This window comes from Micromonospora sp. NPDC049580 (assembly GCF_040675595.1).
In the GTDB taxonomy this organism is placed as follows: domain Bacteria; phylum Actinomycetota; class Actinomycetes; order Mycobacteriales; family Micromonosporaceae; genus Micromonospora.
In genome coordinates, this window is record NZ_JBFAPG010000103.1 from 1 (window position 1) to 15414 (window position 15414).

14 protein-coding genes and 1 pseudogene are annotated in these 15414 nt (G+C 72.5%); 11 read left to right on the forward strand and 4 right to left on the reverse strand.

What is annotated here, in order from left to right; all coding sequences use genetic code 11:
* The first annotated feature begins 16 nt into the window (after window positions 1-16).
* The 3 genes from AB0J68_RS11805 (at window position 17) to AB0J68_RS11815 (ending at window position 3032) form a co-directional block, all read left to right on the forward strand.
* The gene (locus AB0J68_RS11805) at window positions 17-646 is read left to right on the forward strand and encodes an endonuclease/exonuclease/phosphatase family protein (RefSeq protein WP_363938071.1); all 630 of its coding nucleotides are present in this window, start codon (window positions 17-19) and stop codon (window positions 644-646) included.
* A 114-nt stretch (window positions 647-760) separates the two neighbouring features.
* On the forward strand, window positions 761-2167 hold the full coding sequence (locus AB0J68_RS11810; RefSeq protein ID WP_355066899.1) for an NAD(P)-binding domain-containing protein: 1407 nt from the start codon (window positions 761-763) through the stop codon (window positions 2165-2167).
* Between the two features lie 70 nt (window positions 2168-2237).
* Window positions 2238-3032: an alpha/beta fold hydrolase gene (locus AB0J68_RS11815; RefSeq protein WP_363938073.1), complete on the forward strand. Its 795-nt coding sequence runs from the start codon at window positions 2238-2240 to the stop codon at window positions 3030-3032.
* Between the two features lie 13 nt (window positions 3033-3045).
* On the opposite strand, the gene AB0J68_RS11820 is transcribed toward AB0J68_RS11815, so the two are convergent.
* A complete protein-coding gene (locus AB0J68_RS11820) occupies window positions 3046-4527 on the reverse strand; it encodes a trehalose-6-phosphate synthase (protein WP_354858210.1) in 1482 nt (493 codons plus the stop codon).
* Window positions 4528-4695: 168 nt separating this feature from the next.
* Complete coding sequence (locus AB0J68_RS11825) at window positions 4696-5556, reverse strand: DUF308 domain-containing protein (protein WP_354858213.1); 861 nt, start codon at window positions 5554-5556, stop codon at window positions 4696-4698.
* A gap of 246 nt (window positions 5557-5802) precedes the next feature.
* Between AB0J68_RS11825 and AB0J68_RS11830 the strand changes: the two genes are divergently transcribed.
* The 4 genes from AB0J68_RS11830 (at window position 5803) to AB0J68_RS11845 (ending at window position 8108) form a co-directional block, all read left to right on the forward strand.
* Window positions 5803-6111 (forward strand): hypothetical protein, encoded by a 309-nt coding sequence (locus tag AB0J68_RS11830; protein WP_363938065.1) that lies wholly within the window; start codon window positions 5803-5805, stop codon window positions 6109-6111.
* 8 nt (window positions 6112-6119) lie between these two features.
* Window positions 6120-6581 (forward strand): hypothetical protein, encoded by a 462-nt coding sequence (locus tag AB0J68_RS11835; protein ID WP_354858217.1) that lies wholly within the window; start codon window positions 6120-6122, stop codon window positions 6579-6581.
* A 252-nt stretch (window positions 6582-6833) separates the two neighbouring features.
* Entirely contained in the window at window positions 6834-7112 is a 279-nt protein-coding gene (locus AB0J68_RS11840) for a hypothetical protein (protein WP_363938068.1), read from the forward strand.
* A 315-nt stretch (window positions 7113-7427) separates the two neighbouring features.
* Complete coding sequence (locus AB0J68_RS11845; protein WP_354858220.1) at window positions 7428-8108, forward strand: lysophospholipid acyltransferase family protein; 681 nt, start codon at window positions 7428-7430, stop codon at window positions 8106-8108.
* 49 nt (window positions 8109-8157) lie between these two features.
* On the opposite strand, the gene AB0J68_RS11850 is transcribed toward AB0J68_RS11845, so the two are convergent.
* Window positions 8158-11781, reverse strand: coding sequence for an adenylate/guanylate cyclase domain-containing protein (locus tag AB0J68_RS11850; RefSeq protein ID WP_355066898.1), 3624 nt, complete (start codon window positions 11779-11781; stop codon window positions 8158-8160).
* 66 nt (window positions 11782-11847) lie between these two features.
* On the opposite strand from AB0J68_RS11850, the gene AB0J68_RS11855 reads away from it, so the two are divergent.
* The gene (locus AB0J68_RS11855) at window positions 11848-12045 is read left to right on the forward strand and encodes a hypothetical protein (RefSeq protein ID WP_354858223.1); all 198 of its coding nucleotides are present in this window, start codon (window positions 11848-11850) and stop codon (window positions 12043-12045) included.
* A gap of 125 nt (window positions 12046-12170) precedes the next feature.
* Here AB0J68_RS11855 and AB0J68_RS11860 read toward each other — a convergent pair whose 3' ends face one another.
* Window positions 12171-12863 carry a Crp/Fnr family transcriptional regulator gene (locus AB0J68_RS11860; protein ID WP_007463121.1) on the reverse strand — a complete coding sequence of 231 codons (693 nt, stop codon included), beginning with the start codon at window positions 12861-12863 and terminating at the stop codon, window positions 12171-12173.
* A gap of 293 nt (window positions 12864-13156) precedes the next feature.
* On the opposite strand from AB0J68_RS11860, the pseudogene AB0J68_RS11865 reads away from it, so the two are divergent.
* The 3 genes and pseudogenes from AB0J68_RS11865 to AB0J68_RS11875 all read left to right on the forward strand — a co-directional run.
* Window positions 13157-13678 (forward strand): annotated as a pseudogene (locus AB0J68_RS11865) (polyadenylate-specific 3'-exoribonuclease AS); the annotation flags it as partial.
* A gap of 54 nt (window positions 13679-13732) precedes the next feature.
* A complete protein-coding gene (locus AB0J68_RS11870; RefSeq protein WP_354858226.1) occupies window positions 13733-14236 on the forward strand; it encodes a pyridoxamine 5'-phosphate oxidase family protein in 504 nt (167 codons plus the stop codon).
* A 157-nt stretch (window positions 14237-14393) separates the two neighbouring features.
* On the forward strand, window positions 14394-15414 hold a 1021-nt coding region (locus AB0J68_RS11875; protein WP_363938076.1), incomplete at its 3' end, for a 6-phosphofructokinase.

A 15414-nucleotide genomic window follows, 5' to 3' on the forward strand; every position in this document is an offset into this window, starting at 1 on the left:
CGGCGGTGTCGTCGCGCTGGCGGCGGTGGTCCGGGCCGCGAGGCCGGACGTGGTGATCGTGCAGGAGGGGCCGCGCCGGTTCCGGTGGCGGCAGAAGTCCGCCACCCTGGCCGAGTCGTTCGGCCTGGTGGTGGCCGCCGGGGGTCTGCCCGCCCTGGGCAACCTGCTGCTGACCAGCCTGCGGGTGCAGGTGCGCGGCACCCGTTGCCAGCGCTTTCCGCTGACCCCGGGCCGACACCTGCGCGGCGCCGCGTACGCCGACTGCCGGGTCGGCGACGCCCGGTTCACCCTCGCCGGGTCGCACCTGTCCACCGACCCGACCGAGCGGCCCGCGCAGGCCGCCGAGTTCCGGCGCGGGCTGGACGCGGCGAGCAGCCCGGTGGTGGCCGGGGCCGACCTGAACGAGGGTCCGGACGGGCCGGCGTGGACCACTGTGGCGCGTGGCCTGACCGACGCGGCGATCGCGGCCGACCGGGCGGACCGGCTCACCTACTCGTGCGCCGACCCGCGCCGCCGCATCGACGCGCTCTTCGTCGATCCCCGGATCAGCGTGGTCGACTACGACGTGGTGGACACCCCGCAGACCCGCCGGGCCAGCGACCACTTCCCGGTCCTCGTCGACCTGCTGCTGCCCACCGCCGGCTGACCCCCACCGGCCGGTACCCGCCGATCGGTCCGCGCCAGGGCTGGACATCCGGCTCCGATGTGGAGAGGATTTCGCGGCGACCGGCACCCGTGCCGCACAAAAGGAGATGTCCCGGTGTCCACCTCCACCGACCACGGCCGGCCCGACCCGGATGCGACCCCGTCCGCGCAGAGCCCCGACGGCCGTCCGCTCTCCGACCGGGGCGACACGGTCTGCGTCATCGGGGCCGGGGCCAGCGGCCTGACGGCCATCAAGAACCTGCGCGAGCACGGGTTCGGGGTGGACTGCTACGAACGGGAGACCGGCGTCGGCGGCGCCTGGAACTGGCGACACGACCGCAGCCCGGTGTACGCGAGCACCCATCTGCTGTCGTCGAAGCCGTTCACCCAGTTTCCCGACTTCCCGATGCCGGACTCGTGGCCGGACTACCCGCACCACAGCCAGCTCCTGGCGTACTTCGAGCGGTACGCCGACCACTTCGACCTGCGGTCGCACGTCTGGTTCGGCACCGAGGTGATCCGGGTGGAGCCCGCCGAGGGGGACCGCTGGGACGTGACCACCCGCTCCACCGGCGGGTACGGGCCGGAGCGCACCTCCCGATACGCCGCCGTGGTGATCGCCAACGGGCACAACTGGTCGCCGAAACTGCCCCGCTACGAGGGGCTGGAGGAGTTCCGCGGCGAGATCATGCACGCGTCGTCCTACAAGGACCCGGCGCAGCTGCGCGGCAAGCGGGTGCTGGTGGTCGGCGCCGGCAACACCGGCTGTGACATCGCCGTCGAGGCCGCCCAGCAGGCGTCGCGGTGCTGGCACTCCACCCGGCGCGGCTACTGGTACGCCCCGAAGTACGTCCTCGGGCGCCCGGCCGACCAGGTCAACGACGCCCTGCTGGCGCTGCGGGTGCCGCTGCGGGTCCGCCAGTGGCTCTACCACTGGACGCTGCGCCTGACCGTCGGCGACCTGACCCGCTTCGGCCTGCCCAAGCCCGACCACCGGGTGTACGAGACGCACCCGATCGCCAACAGCCAGCTCGTCTACTACGTGGGCCACGGCGGGATCGGTCCGGTGCCCGACCTGGCCCGCTTCCGCCCGTACGCCGTGGAGCTGGCCGACGGCCGCGAGATCGACCCCGACCTGGTCATCTTCGCCACCGGTTACCTGCCGCGGTTCGAGTTCCTCGACGCGTCGGTATTCGGCGACAGCGCCGGCACGGGCCGGCCCACGCTCTGGCTCAACGCCTTCACGCCGGGGCACCCCACGCTGGCGGTCGCCGGCCTCGTGCAACCGGACTCCGGGATGTTCACCCTGGCGCACTGGCAGACGGTGCTCTTCGCCCGGCTGTTGCGGGCCCGCCGGGACCGGCCCGAGCGGGCCGCGGCGTTCGCGCAGCGGGTGCGCGACCGGGCCGGGGAGCGCTACTCGGGGCAGGTCAAGGACAGCAGCCGGCACTGGTTCGAGGTCGGGCACGCCGACTACCTGCGCGCCGTCCAGCGCGCCCTGCACGACCTGGAGGCCAAGTGAGCGCGAGGAGTGAGCTTGCGAGCCCCGCAGTCGCGAACGGAAGGCGAGTTCAGTGACCGAGCTGCGGATCATGCGGGGCCGGGAGTGGTCCCGGCCGGTCCGGCCGGCGCGACGCGAGGTGCTCAGCGCCATTCCCGAGGTGGAAGAGGGGCGTCCTGCGCTGCTGTTCGTTCCCGGGTTCGGGCACGGCGCGTGGGCGTTCGCCGAGCACTGGCTGGGTCACGCCGCGTCGCGGGGCTTTCCGGCGTACGCGCTCAGCCTGCGGGGGCACGGCGGCAGCGAGCCGGCGCCGGAGGCGACGCTGCGCGCGTACGCCCACGATGTGGTCCAGGTGGCCGCGGGCCTGCCGCGCCAGGCGGTGCTGGTGGGGCACGGCGCCGGGGCGCTCGTGGTGGCGCACGCGTTGGCGCGCTACCCGGCGCGCGGCGCGGTGCTGGTGGCGCCGGTCTTCGGCGGCTGGGGGGTGCTCTCCGCGGCGGTGCGCCGCAACCCGGCCGGGACGCTGCCGGCGGTGTTCGGCGGGCCGCTGCGGCTCAGCCGCACGCAGTTGTTCAGCCGCGAGTTGCCCGACGAGGAGGCTCGGCGGTACGTGGCGCGGCTGGGTCGGGCCGGTCGGCGGGCGCAATGGGCGCTGCTGGGCGAGCCGGAGGCCGAGCCGGCCGTCGGCACGCCGCCGGTCCTGGTGCTGGGCAGCCCGGACGACCGGGTGGTGCCGGCGTCGACGTTGACGCGGATCGCCCGCCGGTACGGTTCGGCTCCGCTGCTCTTTCCGGGCATGGGGCACGACCTGATGCTCGACGCGCGCTGGGCCGAGCCGATCGACGCGATCCTGGACTGGCTGGAGAAGGAGCCCGCCTCGCGGTGAGTGGTCGCGCCGGTCAGCCGCCGGCGTGCTGCGTCGCGGAGGTGGCCCGGGTCGCCGGGCGCGGCACCAGGGGGGCGCCGTCGGCGCTGGTGAGGCGGCCGACCAGGGCGCCGTGCTCGTCCAGCGCGCTCAGGTAGGAGCGCGCCCAGGCCCGGATGTCGTGCTGGTGCAGGTGGGCGCGCATGGCCCGCATGCGTTCGGTGACGTCGGCGGGGCTGGCGCGCAGCGCCGTTTGCAGCGCCTGCTTGAGCCCCTCCAGGTCGTGCGGGTTCACCAGGTACGCCTGGGACAGCTCGGCGGCCGTGCCGGCGAACTCGCTGAGCAGCAGCGCGCCCGTGTCGTCCACCCGGGCGGCGACGTACTCCTTGGCGACCAGGTTCATCCCGTCGCGCAGCGGGGTCACCGCCATCACGTCGGCGACCCGGTAGAGCGCGGCCAGCTCGGCCCGGTCGAACGGCTGGGTGAGGTAGTGGATGGCGGGCTCACCGACCCGGCCGAACTCGCCGTTGATCCGGCCCACCTCGCGCTCGATCCGTTCGCGCAGGATCTGGTACTGCCCGACACGTTCCCGGCTCGGCATGGCGACCTGCACCAGCACCGTGTCGCGGACCTTGACGTCGCCGCTGGCGAGCAGCTCGCTGTACGCCTTGAGGCGCTGCTCGATGCCCTTGGTGTAGTCCATCCGGTCGACGCTGAGGATGACCTGGCGGGGGTCGCCGAGATCCTGGCGCAGGCGGCGGGCCCGCGCGGCAACGTCGGGGCGGGCGGCGAGGGCGGCCATCTCGGCCGTGTCGATGGACACCGGGAAGGCGCCGATGCGCACCACCCGGTCGTCGATCCCGATCCGGCGGTCGGTGGCCGGCAGCTCCAGCACCCGGGTGACCAGTTGGGCGAAGTTGTGCGCCGCCTGGGCGCGCTGGAAGCCGACCAGGTCGGCGCCGAGCATGCCGCGCAGCAGTTCGGCCCGACGGGGCAACTGCATGAACAGCTCCGGTGGCGGGAACGGCACGTGCAGGAAGAACCCGATGCGCAGGTCGGGGCGGAGCGCGCGCAGTTGCCCGGGGACCAGCTGCAGGTGGTAGTCCTGCACCCAGACCACGCCGCCCGGCTCGGCCACCTCGGCGGTCGCCTCGGCGAAGCGCTGGTTGACCCGCTGGTACGCCTCCCACCAGCGGCGGTGGTGCTCGGGTTGCTCGACGGCGTCGTGGTAGAGCGGCCAGAGGGTGGCGTTGGAGAAACCCTCGTAGTGGTCGCGCAGATCCTCCTGGCTGAGGGCGACGGTGTGCATGTGGACGCCGTCCACGTCCGGCAGGGCGGGCGCGGCCCCGGTGCCTCCGGCCCAGCCGACCCAGGTCGCCGGGGTGTGCCGGAGCAGGGGGTGCAGCGCGCTGACCAGCCCACCCGGGCTGCGGCGCCACTCGCAGGCGCCGTCGGGGGCTTGGCTGTCGTCGATGGGGAGGCGGTTGGCCACCACCACGAGGGAACTCTGTCGCATCTCGGGCATTCCGATCAGCAGAGGACTGACCGCCACGAGCAAGGAAAAACCGGTCAGTCAGCGGGGGAAGTGACGTACAGCGGTATTCCTACTGACAGTAAGTTACACCATTGTTACGCCCCGGACGGGGGCGTCGTCGTCCCGGAATGCGGTCGGCGGGCGCGGGAGTCAGACGACGGCGCCGTTGTCCGGGTCGTCGTCGTTCTCGTCGCCGGGGCGCAGGCGCCAGATCAGCGTGACGAAGCCGGCCAGGATGCCGGTGAACCCGAACAGGATGACCGCCGAGCGGTCCACCGGGAGCAGCGACGGGAAGAGGAAGAGCACGAAACCGACGACCACCGCGAGCGCGCCGACCACCGCGTACTTGGAGATCCGGGGCAGTGGCGGGGGTGGCGGCGGGTGGTAACCCTCGTCCTCGTCGTCGTCGGGCAGATCGGCGCCGAAGGTGTCCAGACCGTCCAGCAGCGAGGGCTCGTCACCGCGGGTGCCCCGGCCGACCGAGATCCCGGAGAAGTCGGTGGCCGACGGCAGCCGACGGACGTCGGTGGCGGTCGGCCCGGCCTCGTCGGCGCCGGAGCGGGCGAGCGGACCAGCCGTCGGCTCGTCCCGGGTTTCCCGGTCGTCGCGCTCGTCCACGTCCTCCGCTGCCGGCCACGGGCGCTCGTCGGCGGTCGAGGTGGCGTGGAAGCCGGCCACGATCCGGGCCCACTCGGCGTCGATGTCCGGCTCGTCGCGGGCCGGCGGCTGCTCCGGGGCGCTCTCGTCGGCGAGCTGGGTGAGGTAGTCGCGGGCCGTGGTCAGGTGCGAGCGGTCGACGTAGAGCCGGTCGACCGGGCGGGCCGGAACCGTGGTGGTGCGGGTGACGGGGTTGAGGTCGGCGGAGGGTTGCAGGTAGGCGGCGATCCCGCCGGCGGCCAGCACGTCGAGCAGGTGCTCGCCGACGCGCGGATCGACGTCGCCGACGACGGCGTACTCGCTCGCGTCGAGCCCGTTGTCCCGCCGTCCCCGGCGGGCCCCACCCGCTGACACCCGGACATCCTCCTCAACGCGCCTTCCGACGCGGCCACCCTGCCCCCTCGACGCCCGTACGCACGCCGTGCTCTGAATCGTGACACGTCGGAGGCCGGTTCCGGGAGTGCGTTGTGTCGCGTCTTCCAAAGTCACGGCTGCTGTCGCAGGTCGCGGCGGGCCACCTATGTCCGTTCTTGCGCGACACGTGCGATCTCGGTGATCGTTGACGGCGGCGACTCCACGCCGGGGACGGAGGGGGCATACGTGACCGCTGAGGAGTACGAGGAGCCGGACGTCCCGCCGAGGTTCCAGACGTTCGCCGACCGTCACCATCTCGAATACCGGCAGACACCGCCCGGGATCGCGCTCTACCTGGGTCTGGGCTCGACCCTGCTGGGGTTGCTGTTCAGCACGGCACCGAAGATCCCCGACGACCGGATCCTCGGCTACCTGATGCTGAACGGCGGCGGCATGCTTCTCGTGGCCTCCCGGGTGCTGCACCAGCGCATGCGCAGGCGCGAAGAGGAGCTGTACCGCGAGTTCCTACGGTGGAAGAGCGAGCGGGGCGAATAGGGGTGGGTATGGATCCGGCACTGGCGGTGACACGCTGGCTGGCCGGTCCCGTCGCGAAGTTCCTCGACGCCGACGGTAAGACGCCCGAGGAGCGCCGCGCCGAGGTGATCGAGGAAGCGGGCCTGGCGGGTGAGGAGATCGAGGACGTCGCCCTGCGGCACATCGCCCGGGGTGCGGCCTGGTCCATCCTGTTCGGGATGGTGTTCGCCGCCGGCGTGCTGGTCCTCGTCCCGGTGTCCGCGTTCGCCGGCGAGCGGACGAAGGATCTGGTCTTCGACATCGTCGGCTGGGTGATCTTCTTCCCGTTCTGGATGGCGGCGGTGCACGGGGTGCGGATGTTGGTGAGCTGTTACCTGCCGGAGCGCTGGTGGGATCCGGGCAACCGTCTGTGGCGGGTGGCGCTGCTGGCCCAGACACCGGAGTACATCCTCGGCGTGCTGGCGACCGCGGCAGGCGCGCGGTGGTGGTGAGCGTCCGTCCGTTGTGGTCCGAGCGCCCGCTTCGTAGGCTCGTCGGCGACGACGGCGCTCCCGGGTTCCGGCGCGGTCGCGGGCCCACCACGGAAAGGACACCGGTGCTCTACTGGCTGCTGAAGTACGTTCTCCTCGGTCCGCTGCTCAAGCTGATCTTCCGCCCGCAGGTGGAGGGCCTCGCTTCTGGCGCGATCGCACCCACGACTGAGCGGTGAAGCCCTGGAACACGTTCTGCGGGGTGCTGGACAAGTGGACCAGAGGCACGTCGCGAACCTCATGCAGGCAGACGTCCTACAGGCGGAGCTGGCAATGGTGAACTCGGGCGACTCGGGGCGAACTCTGTCGGTGTTGGGGCTCATGCTCCTTTTCACCGTGATCCTGTTGCCCGGCATCGTGAGCGAGGGAGGTTGGCGTGCCTGGATCGCGGTGCCCTCCAGCGTCGGACTCGTCGTTGTCTTCCTGCGTGAACTCGCTGCTGTGATCCAACGACGACGGCATCGTCCTAAACCGGAGCGGCCGGACGCCTGACGGCGGACCGTGCTCAGCGGATGTCGGATTTGGTCGTGAGGCCGGGCACGTGTCTGGCCTCAGGACTAGGTCCGTCGTTTGCGGTGGCCAGCGTGGCTTCGCCGGGTGCCTTCCCGCCCTGCGGAATCTGACTGCGTCACGAACCGGGCCTGTCGAGTCCGGCACGGGCGGACCTTGATCGAGGCCCCGAGCACCTGACGAGATCGAAGCGGTCGTTCGTCCGTTGTGGGTAGAGCTGAGGCTTCGTAGGCTCGTCAGCGACGGCGGCGCTCCCGGGCATGGTGTTGTCGCGGGCACACCACGGAAAGGACACCGGTGCTCTACTGGCTGTTGAAATACGTGCTCCTCGGTCCGCTGCTCAAGCTGATCTTCCGCCCGCAGGTGGAGGGCCTGCGCAATGTGCCGGCGACCGGCCCGGTGATCCTGGCGAGCAACCACCTCTCCTTCTTCGACTCGATCTTCATCCCGTTGATCGTTGCGCGGAGGGTCACCTTCGTGGCCAAGGCGGAGTACTTCACCGGCAAGGGGATCAAGGGCTGGTTCATGAAGATGTTCTTCGTCGGCACCGGGACCATCCCGGTGGACCGCTCCGGCGGTCAGGCCGCCCGCGCCGCCCTGGACACCCAGTTGCGGGTGCTGCGCGCTCAAGGAGTGGCCGGCATCTACCCGGAGGGCACCCGCTCCCCGGACGGGCGGCTCTACCGGGGCAAGACCGGTGTGGCGCGGCTGGCCCTGGAGAGCGGCGCGGTGGTGGTGCCGGTGGCGATGCTCAACGCCGACGAACTTCAGCCGCCCGGCAGGCTCCTCCCGCGGGTCGGCCAGGTGCGGGTCCGCTTCGGCGCGCCCCTGAACTTCTCCCGCTACGCGGGGTTGGCCGGCGACCGGTTCGTCGAGCGCGCGGTCACCGACGAGGTCATGTACGAGTTGATGGAGCTCTCCGGCCGGGAGTACGTCGACATCTACGCGCAGAAACTCAAGACGCCAGTCGCCGCCTGAGTCGGGTCAGCGGCTGAGGCTCCCTAGCCGCCGAGCCGGGTGAGCCTGCTCAACACGCGACCGCCGGCCCGGTCGGGCTGATCGGCCGGCCGGCCAGCGCCAGCAGGCCCGGGGCGTCGTTGCGCAGCGCGAAGGTGCGGACCTCGGCTCGCGGCTCCCGGGCGCCCGCCGGGTCGCCGGCGCGGGTCAGCTCCGCCGCCGCCAGCGCCAGCGCCAGCACCCGGTCGCTGACGTCCGGGATCCGCCCGTACGTCTCGGCGGCGGCCAGGTGCAGCTCGGCCGCCCGCCGGTGGTCGCCGTCGGCCGCCGCCACCGCCGCCGTCACCGTCCGCAGCGCCGCCTCCGACCACGGCGTGCGATGCCCGACCCGGTCCAGCATCGCCCGGACCCGCACGGCGGTGTCCCGCCCGGCCAGGGCGGCGGCGTACGCGGCGGCGGCGATCCACTCCCCGCTGGCCAGCGCCGGCACCGCCGACCAGGACCGGTCCAGCTCGTCGATCAGCTCCGCCGCCTCGGCGTCGCGGCCCTGCAGTGCCCGGCACAGCGCCGCCATGCTCAGCATCGTCCACCGCAGGCGGTGAAAGCCGCTGCGCCGCGCGGTGGTCAGCGCGTCGGCCAGGTCGGCCGGATCCTCGTCGTCACGGAGCACCAGCAGACAGCAGCGCAACCCCCGTACCTGCATGTCCCAGCTGCCGGTCGGCGTGTCCACGAACGCCTCCGCCGCGGCGAGCAACCGGCCGAAGTCACCCTCGAACCAGGCCCGCATCGCCTCCGCCGAATAGCTGGTGGTCAGCGTCTGGCCGCTGGCCGTACGCGCCGGCGCGGCCGAGAGCAGGGCGTTCGAGCGCAGCCAGTCGCCCTCCTCGCGGATGGCCCAGGCCAGGTTCTGGGTGGCCCGGGGCAGCGCGAGCAGCTGGCCGGCGCGGCCGAACTCGACGATCGCGTGCAGCTCGTCCAGGCCGACCCGGTCACCGGCCTGGTAGCGGGCGGTGGCCGCGGTGATCCGCGCGTTGGTGCGCGTCTCGGTCAGGCCCAGCCGCTCCGCGATCTCCGCCGCGGTGTCCGCCGCCGACACGGCCGGGTCGCGCTCGTAGTTGAGCATGTGCAGGCGGCCCAACTCGGCGTACGCGTCGGCCTTCTGCGGGCTGTCCGGCAACGGCTCGAACAACTGGACCGCGCGATCCAGGCAGGCCAGCGCGTCGCCCCGGTCGGCGCGCAGCCAGGCGGCCTGACCGAGCAGCGTCCACGCCCGTGCGGCGCACGCGTCGTCGCCGTGCGCCGACAGCCGGTCCGCCAGCGCGTGCACCTGCTCCGGCCCACCGCCGGAGAGGAACGCGTTGCCGTCGCGGTAGAACGAGATCTCCGTGCTGAGCAGCTCCAGTTGGAGCCGCCCCACCGGGTCGCTGTCGTCGGCCAGGCCCAGCGCCCGACCCGCATGGCTCGCCGCCGCGTCCAGCCCGTGCAGGGCGTACGCCCGGCGGGCCGCCCGGTGCAGCGCCTGCCGCGCCGGCCCCGCGTACCGGCGGACCTGCATACCGAGCGAGCGGGCGATCTCGTGGGCCGCCCAGCGGTGGTGGGCGAGCACCTCCGCCAGGTCGGTGTCGCGGCTGTGCGACAGCGCGTCGAGCCAGTCCGCGGCCCGCTCGTGCCGGGCCACCCGCTCGGTGCGCGGCAGCCGCTGGTAGCAGACGTCGCGCACCAGCACGTGCCGGAACCGGAACTCCGCCTGCCCCGCCATCGTTGACGCGGCCTGCTCGTGCACGAAGTCGCGCTGCTCCAGCCGGCGCAGCGCACGCTCGACCGACTCGACCGGCTGCCCCAGCGCGGCGGCCACCGCGCCCGGCCAGAACTGCACCCCGACCACCGAGGCCGCCAGCAGCACCGAGCGGTCCTTGGCGTCCAGCAGGTCCACCCGGTTGGCGATTACCGCGTGCACGCTCTCCGGCATGGTCAGTTCGAGCTGCTTGTCCAGCGACCAGCCCCGCCCGGACTGGCGCAGCGCGCCCTGTTCGATGAGCATCCGGACGTACTCGTGCGCGTAGAGCGGATTGCCGCCGGCCACCTCGATGAGTGGGGTCAGCATGTCGGCGGAGAACGCCGCCTGGCCGAACAGGTGCGCGTACAGGGCGGCGATGCCGGTGTCGCGCAGGGGCGGCAGGGTGATGGTCACCGAGCCGGTGATGGTGCCGGCCCAGCTCGGGTCCCGATCGACCAGTTCCGGGCGGGCGGTGCAGAGCAGCAGCAGCGGCGCCTCGCGGGCCGCCGCCCCGAGCAGTTCCACGAAGCGCAGCATCGCGTCGTCGGCCCAGTGCAGGTCCTCGAAGACCAGCACGGTAGGGCGGCGGGCGGCCAACGCCAGCAGGAACCGTCGCCACGACGACTCGGCCTCCTCCGCCGGCAGCGGCGTGCCGGGCAGCCCGACCAGCGGGCGCAGGGCGTCCACCACCCGGTCCCGCTCGCCCGGACCGATCAGCTCGCTCACGGCGGCGGCCAGCCGCTGCGCCGCGCTGGCGGCCGGGTCGGTGTCCAGGATGCCGGCCTCGGTCTTGACGATGTCGGCCAGCGCGGCGAACGTGACGTTCTCCCCGAACGGCGGGCAGCGCCCCGTCCGCCACGTCAGCGGCTCGTCGACCAGCCGGCCCGTGTGCCGGTACAGCTCGCGCAGCAGCCGGCTCTTGCCGATGCCGGCCCGGCCGAAGATCGTCACCACCTGCGGCAGCCGGTCGCGCAGCGACCGGTGCAGGGCGTTGACCAGCATGCCCAGCTCGTGCTCGCGGTCGACCAGCGGCGTGGTGTCCGGCTCCCGGTCGGTTGGCAGGCGGCGCAGCGGCGACAGCGCGAGCCACACCTCGGTCGGCGACGACCGGCCGCGCAGAGTGACCGGGGGCTGCTCCTCGTAGCGGATCGTGTCCCTGGTCAGCGCGTGCGTGGTGCCGCACACCAGCACCCCGCCCGGTGGTGCGACCGACTGCATCCGGGAGGCGGTGTTCACCACGTCGCCGGCCACGATCGCCTGCCCGCCGTCGCGGGCGGCGGCCACGTCGACAAGGGCCTCCCCGGTGGCCACCCCCACCCGGAACCGCATCTCGGTGCTGCCGGTCGGCGCGAACCGGGTGAGCACACGTTGCAGCTCCAGCCCGGCCCGGACGCAGCGCAGCGCGTCGGTCTCGGTGGCGATCGGGGCGCCGAACAGTGCCATCACCGCGTCGCCGATGTACTTCTCCACCACCCCGCCGTACTGGCCGACGACCCGGCGGGCCGCGGAGAAGAAGCCGGTCTGCATGCCGCGGACCTGCTCCGGGTCGGCCCGCTCGACGTACGGGGTGAAGTCGATGAGGTCGACGAAGAGCACGCTCACCCGGCGGCGATCCTCCTGCGGCGCGACGGCGACCGGCCGGTCCGCGCCCGGCCGGGGCGACCCGCACGACGTGCAGAACGTGACGTCCGAGGCGAGGGGGCGCAGGCAGTGCGGGCAGACGGCACCGAGCTCGGCACCGCAGCCACCGCAGAAGCGGTCACCGTCGGCGGCCGTGCGTCCACAGCGCCCACACTGCGCGGCGATGACACACCCTCCATGGCGATCCGGGCCGACGCCCCCCGTCGTCCCGTCACAGGGAGTATCACCGCCCGCGCGGCTGTCAGGTACCGGCCTGTTGGCTTGTGGACAGTCCACCAAGGGTCCGACGGACTACATTCAGTCCGCCACATCTTCGATCAGCGACCAGAGGGGGACAGGTCAATGGTGTACGTCAAGCTGGAGAGCGACTGGACCGACGGCAACGGGGTCAACCACTCCGCGGGCGAGTCGGTGGACGTCGACGCCGCCACGCTCGCCACGCTCCAGGCCGAGGGCATCGTCAGCGAGCAGTCCCACGGCCCGGGCGGCGACGGCAAGGGCCCGGACAAGTGGGCCGGCCCGGGCAGCTCCGGAGTCTGAACCACGCGTCGGTGACGCGACGACACGGCCGGGCCGCCCACGGGTGACCCGGCCGTGTCGTGTCGAGGTGCGCTGCCCGTCGACGCCGCTCAACGGTCGTTCAGGCCGGCACCGCGGCGGCGCACTCAGCGGTCGTTCATGCCGGCGCGGCGGCGCAGCGCGGCCACGTCGGTGACCACGATCCGGCGCCCCTCGGTCCGCAGCCAGCCCCGGCTGGCGAAGGAGCCGATGGCCTGGTTGACGCTCTGCCGGGAACCGCCGGCCATCTCGGCGAGCTGGCTCTGGTTGAGCTCGATCGTGATCATCGGGGCCTGGCTCTCGCCGGCCAGCCGGACCAGTGTCTTGGCGACCCGGCCGGGCAGGTCGAGGAAGACGTGGTCGGCGTTCTGCTCGGTGAGCCGACGGATCAGGCCGCCCAGCGAGCGCATCACCGCGTCCAGGATGCGCGGGTTGGAGTGCACCAGTTCCATGAACGCGCCCCGGGAGAGCGCGAGCGCCGCGCAGTCCTCGATGGCCTCGGCCGACGCGGACCGGGTGGAGGCGTCGAGCAGGGAGACCTCGCCGAGCACGTCCGGCGGACGGATCACCGACAGCACCGCCCGCTCGCCGGTCGGCGCGGTGCGGAAGACGGCGACCGCGCCGCGGCGCAGCACGATCAGCGACTCGCCCGGGTCGTTCTCCACGAAGAGCAACTGACCCTTGCGGTAGGTGCGCGGGACGGCGGCCGCGATGACGCGCTGGCGCACCTCGGGCTCCAACCCGGCGAACATCTCGACACCCGTGAGCGCGTCACCCGGCTCCGGCAGGCGCATCTCCACGGCCCAACCCCTCCCGGTCATGGACCACACAATCGCTCACCGGGTGAACCTGATGGCCCTGACAAGGTGAACTGACACCGATTCGGCGTCCGGTAGCGGTACACATCAGATCATGACGGTCCGGTCGCTTGCTGTACACCCCTCGAAGCACTTCCGTGACCGTCGCGAGCTGCGGCGTACTCCCTGCGCCGGCTCCCGGTCGCAGGTCGGCGCTGGTCCGCGACGGACCGGCCGTGGGTCGCACCCGGGCCCCGCCGGGCGCCGCCGGCCGGCCGTGGGCGAGGATGGCCGGAATGGTCTACCGCTATTTCTACGACTGCGAGTTCATCGAGGACGGCCGGATCGTCGACCTCGTGTCGATCGGCGTCGTCGACGAGTACGGCCGCGAGTTCTACGCGGTCTCCACCGAGTTCGACGACTCCCGCGCCGTGCCCTGGGTCCGGCGCAACGTGCTGGACCGGCTGCCGTCTCCGGCGGACCGGGCCTGGCGTTCCCGGGAGCGCATCCGTGACGACCTGTACGACTTCCTCATGGAGCCGGTTCGGGACCGGCCGGGGGAGCAGCTGGAGCTGTGGGCCTGGTACGCGGCGTACGACCATGTGGTCCTCGCCCAGCTCTGGGGGGCGATGCCGGCGCTGCCCCGGGAGATCCCCCGGTTCACCAAGGACCTGCGGCAGCTCTGGGACGACCGGGGCCGGCCGACCCTGCCGGACGCGGACGCGGCCCGGCACGACGCCCTGGTCGACGCCCGGCACAACCTGGCCCGCTGGCGGGCGATGACGGCACGCTGACCGGTCGTCGTACCTTTGCAGGTTTGACCGGTTCTGTCCCGGGCAACGGTTCGACCAGTCGAGCCGAGGGAGACTGCCATGAGCAACGATCCGACCAGCGTCGCCGAGGCCCGGACGCGGGTCACCGAGCTGGTCCGCGCCGCACGGATCTGCATGCTCACCACGATCGCGCTGGACGGGCGGCAGGTGAGCCGGCCGATGGGGCTGCAGGAAGCCGAGTTCGACGGCGACCTGTGGTTCTTCGCCTACGCAGACTCCGCCAAGGTGCGCCAGATCCGGGTGAACCCGGAGGTCAACGTCGCCTTCTCGGACCAGAAGCACAACGCCTGGGTGTCGGTCTCGGGCACCGCCAATGAGGGCTTCGACGCCGAGCGCGCCCGGCGGCTGTGGAACCCGGTGCTCAGGACCTGGTTCCCGGACGGGCTGGACACGCCCGGCCTGACCCTGATCAAGGTGCACGCCAGCTCCGCCGAGTACTGGGACTCGCCGAGCAGCACCGTGGTCAATCTGCTCGGGTTCGCGAAGGCCGCCGTCACCGGCCACCCGCCGGCGACCGGCGAGAACCGCGAGGTGACCTACTGACCCGCCGCCCCCGGGGCGCGCTGTCGTCGCGCAGGTAGGCCGACTACAGTTCGCAGTGACGGCCCGCCCCGGGCCGGCAATGGCGCCGATGGTCTGACTTGACACATACCTGGGGCATATCGGGCTTTACCTGATGCTCCAGGAGGATGAGCGGATCATGCGTATCGGCGTGCTCACCGGCGGCGGCGACTGCCCAGGTCTCAACGCGGTCATCCGGGCGGTGGTCCGCAAGGGCGTCGCCACCTACGGTCACGAGTTCGTGGGCTTCCGGGACGGTTGGAAGGGCCCGCTGGAGGGTCTGTCCCGTCCCCTGGGCATCGCGGACGTCCGCGGCATCCTGCCCCGTGGCGGCACCATCCTCGGTTCGTCCCGGACCAACCCGTTCAAGATCGAGAACGGCGTCGAGCGGATCAAGGACAACCTCGCCAGCCAGGGCGTGGACGCGCTGATCGCGATCGGCGGCGAGGACACCCTCGGCGTGGCCACCAAGCTCTACGAGCTGGGCGTGCACGTCGTCGGCGTGCCGAAGACGATCGACAACGACCTCGGCGCCACCGACTACACCTTCGGCTTCGACACCGCGGTCAACATCGCGATGGAGGCCATCGACCGGCTGCACACCACCGCGGAGAGCCACCACCGCACCCTGGTCGTCGAGGTGATGGGCCGGCACGCCGGCTGGATCGCCCTGCACGCCGGCCTGGCCGGCGGCGCCAACGTGATCCTGCTGCCCGAGCGGCAGTTCGACGTCGACCAGGTGGCCGGCTACGTCGAGAAGCGCTTCCAGCACCAGTACGCCCCGATCGTCGTGGTCGCCGAGGGCGCCCAGCCGCTGGACGGTCAGATGGTGCTCGCCAACCAGGAGCTGGACTCGTTCGGCCACGTCCGCCTCGGCGGCATCGGCCAGTGGCTGGCCGAGCAGCTGGAGGCCAAGACCGGCAAGGAGGCCCGCACCGTGGTGCTGGGCCACATCCAGCGCGGTGGCACCCCGACCGCCTTCGACCGGGTGCTCGCCACCCGCCTGGGCCTGCAGGCCATCGACGCGGTCAACGACGGCGACTGGGGCAAGATGGTCGCGATGCAGAGCACCGACATCGTCCGGGTGCCCCTCGCGGAGGCCACCCGCGAGCTGAAGACCGTGCCGCTGGAGCGGTACGCCGAGGCCGAGGTCTTCTTCG

Excerpts from the sequence above, each read along its gene's own strand:
- AB0J68_RS11820 (WP_354858210.1), bottom strand. The coding sequence starts at position 4,527 with ATGCGACAGAGTTCCCTCGTGGTGGTGGCCAACCGCCTCCCCATCGAC.
- AB0J68_RS11855 (WP_354858223.1), top strand. The coding sequence starts at position 11,848 with ATGGTGTACGTCAAGCTGGAGAGCGACTGGACCGACGGCAACGGGGTC.
- AB0J68_RS11870 (WP_354858226.1), top strand. The coding sequence starts at position 13,733 with ATGAGCAACGATCCGACCAGCGTCGCCGAGGCCCGGACGCGGGTCACC.
- AB0J68_RS11835 (WP_354858217.1), top strand. The coding sequence starts at position 6,120 with ATGGATCCGGCACTGGCGGTGACACGCTGGCTGGCCGGTCCCGTCGCG.
- AB0J68_RS11815 (WP_363938073.1), top strand. The coding sequence starts at position 2,238 with ATGCGGGGCCGGGAGTGGTCCCGGCCGGTCCGGCCGGCGCGACGCGAG.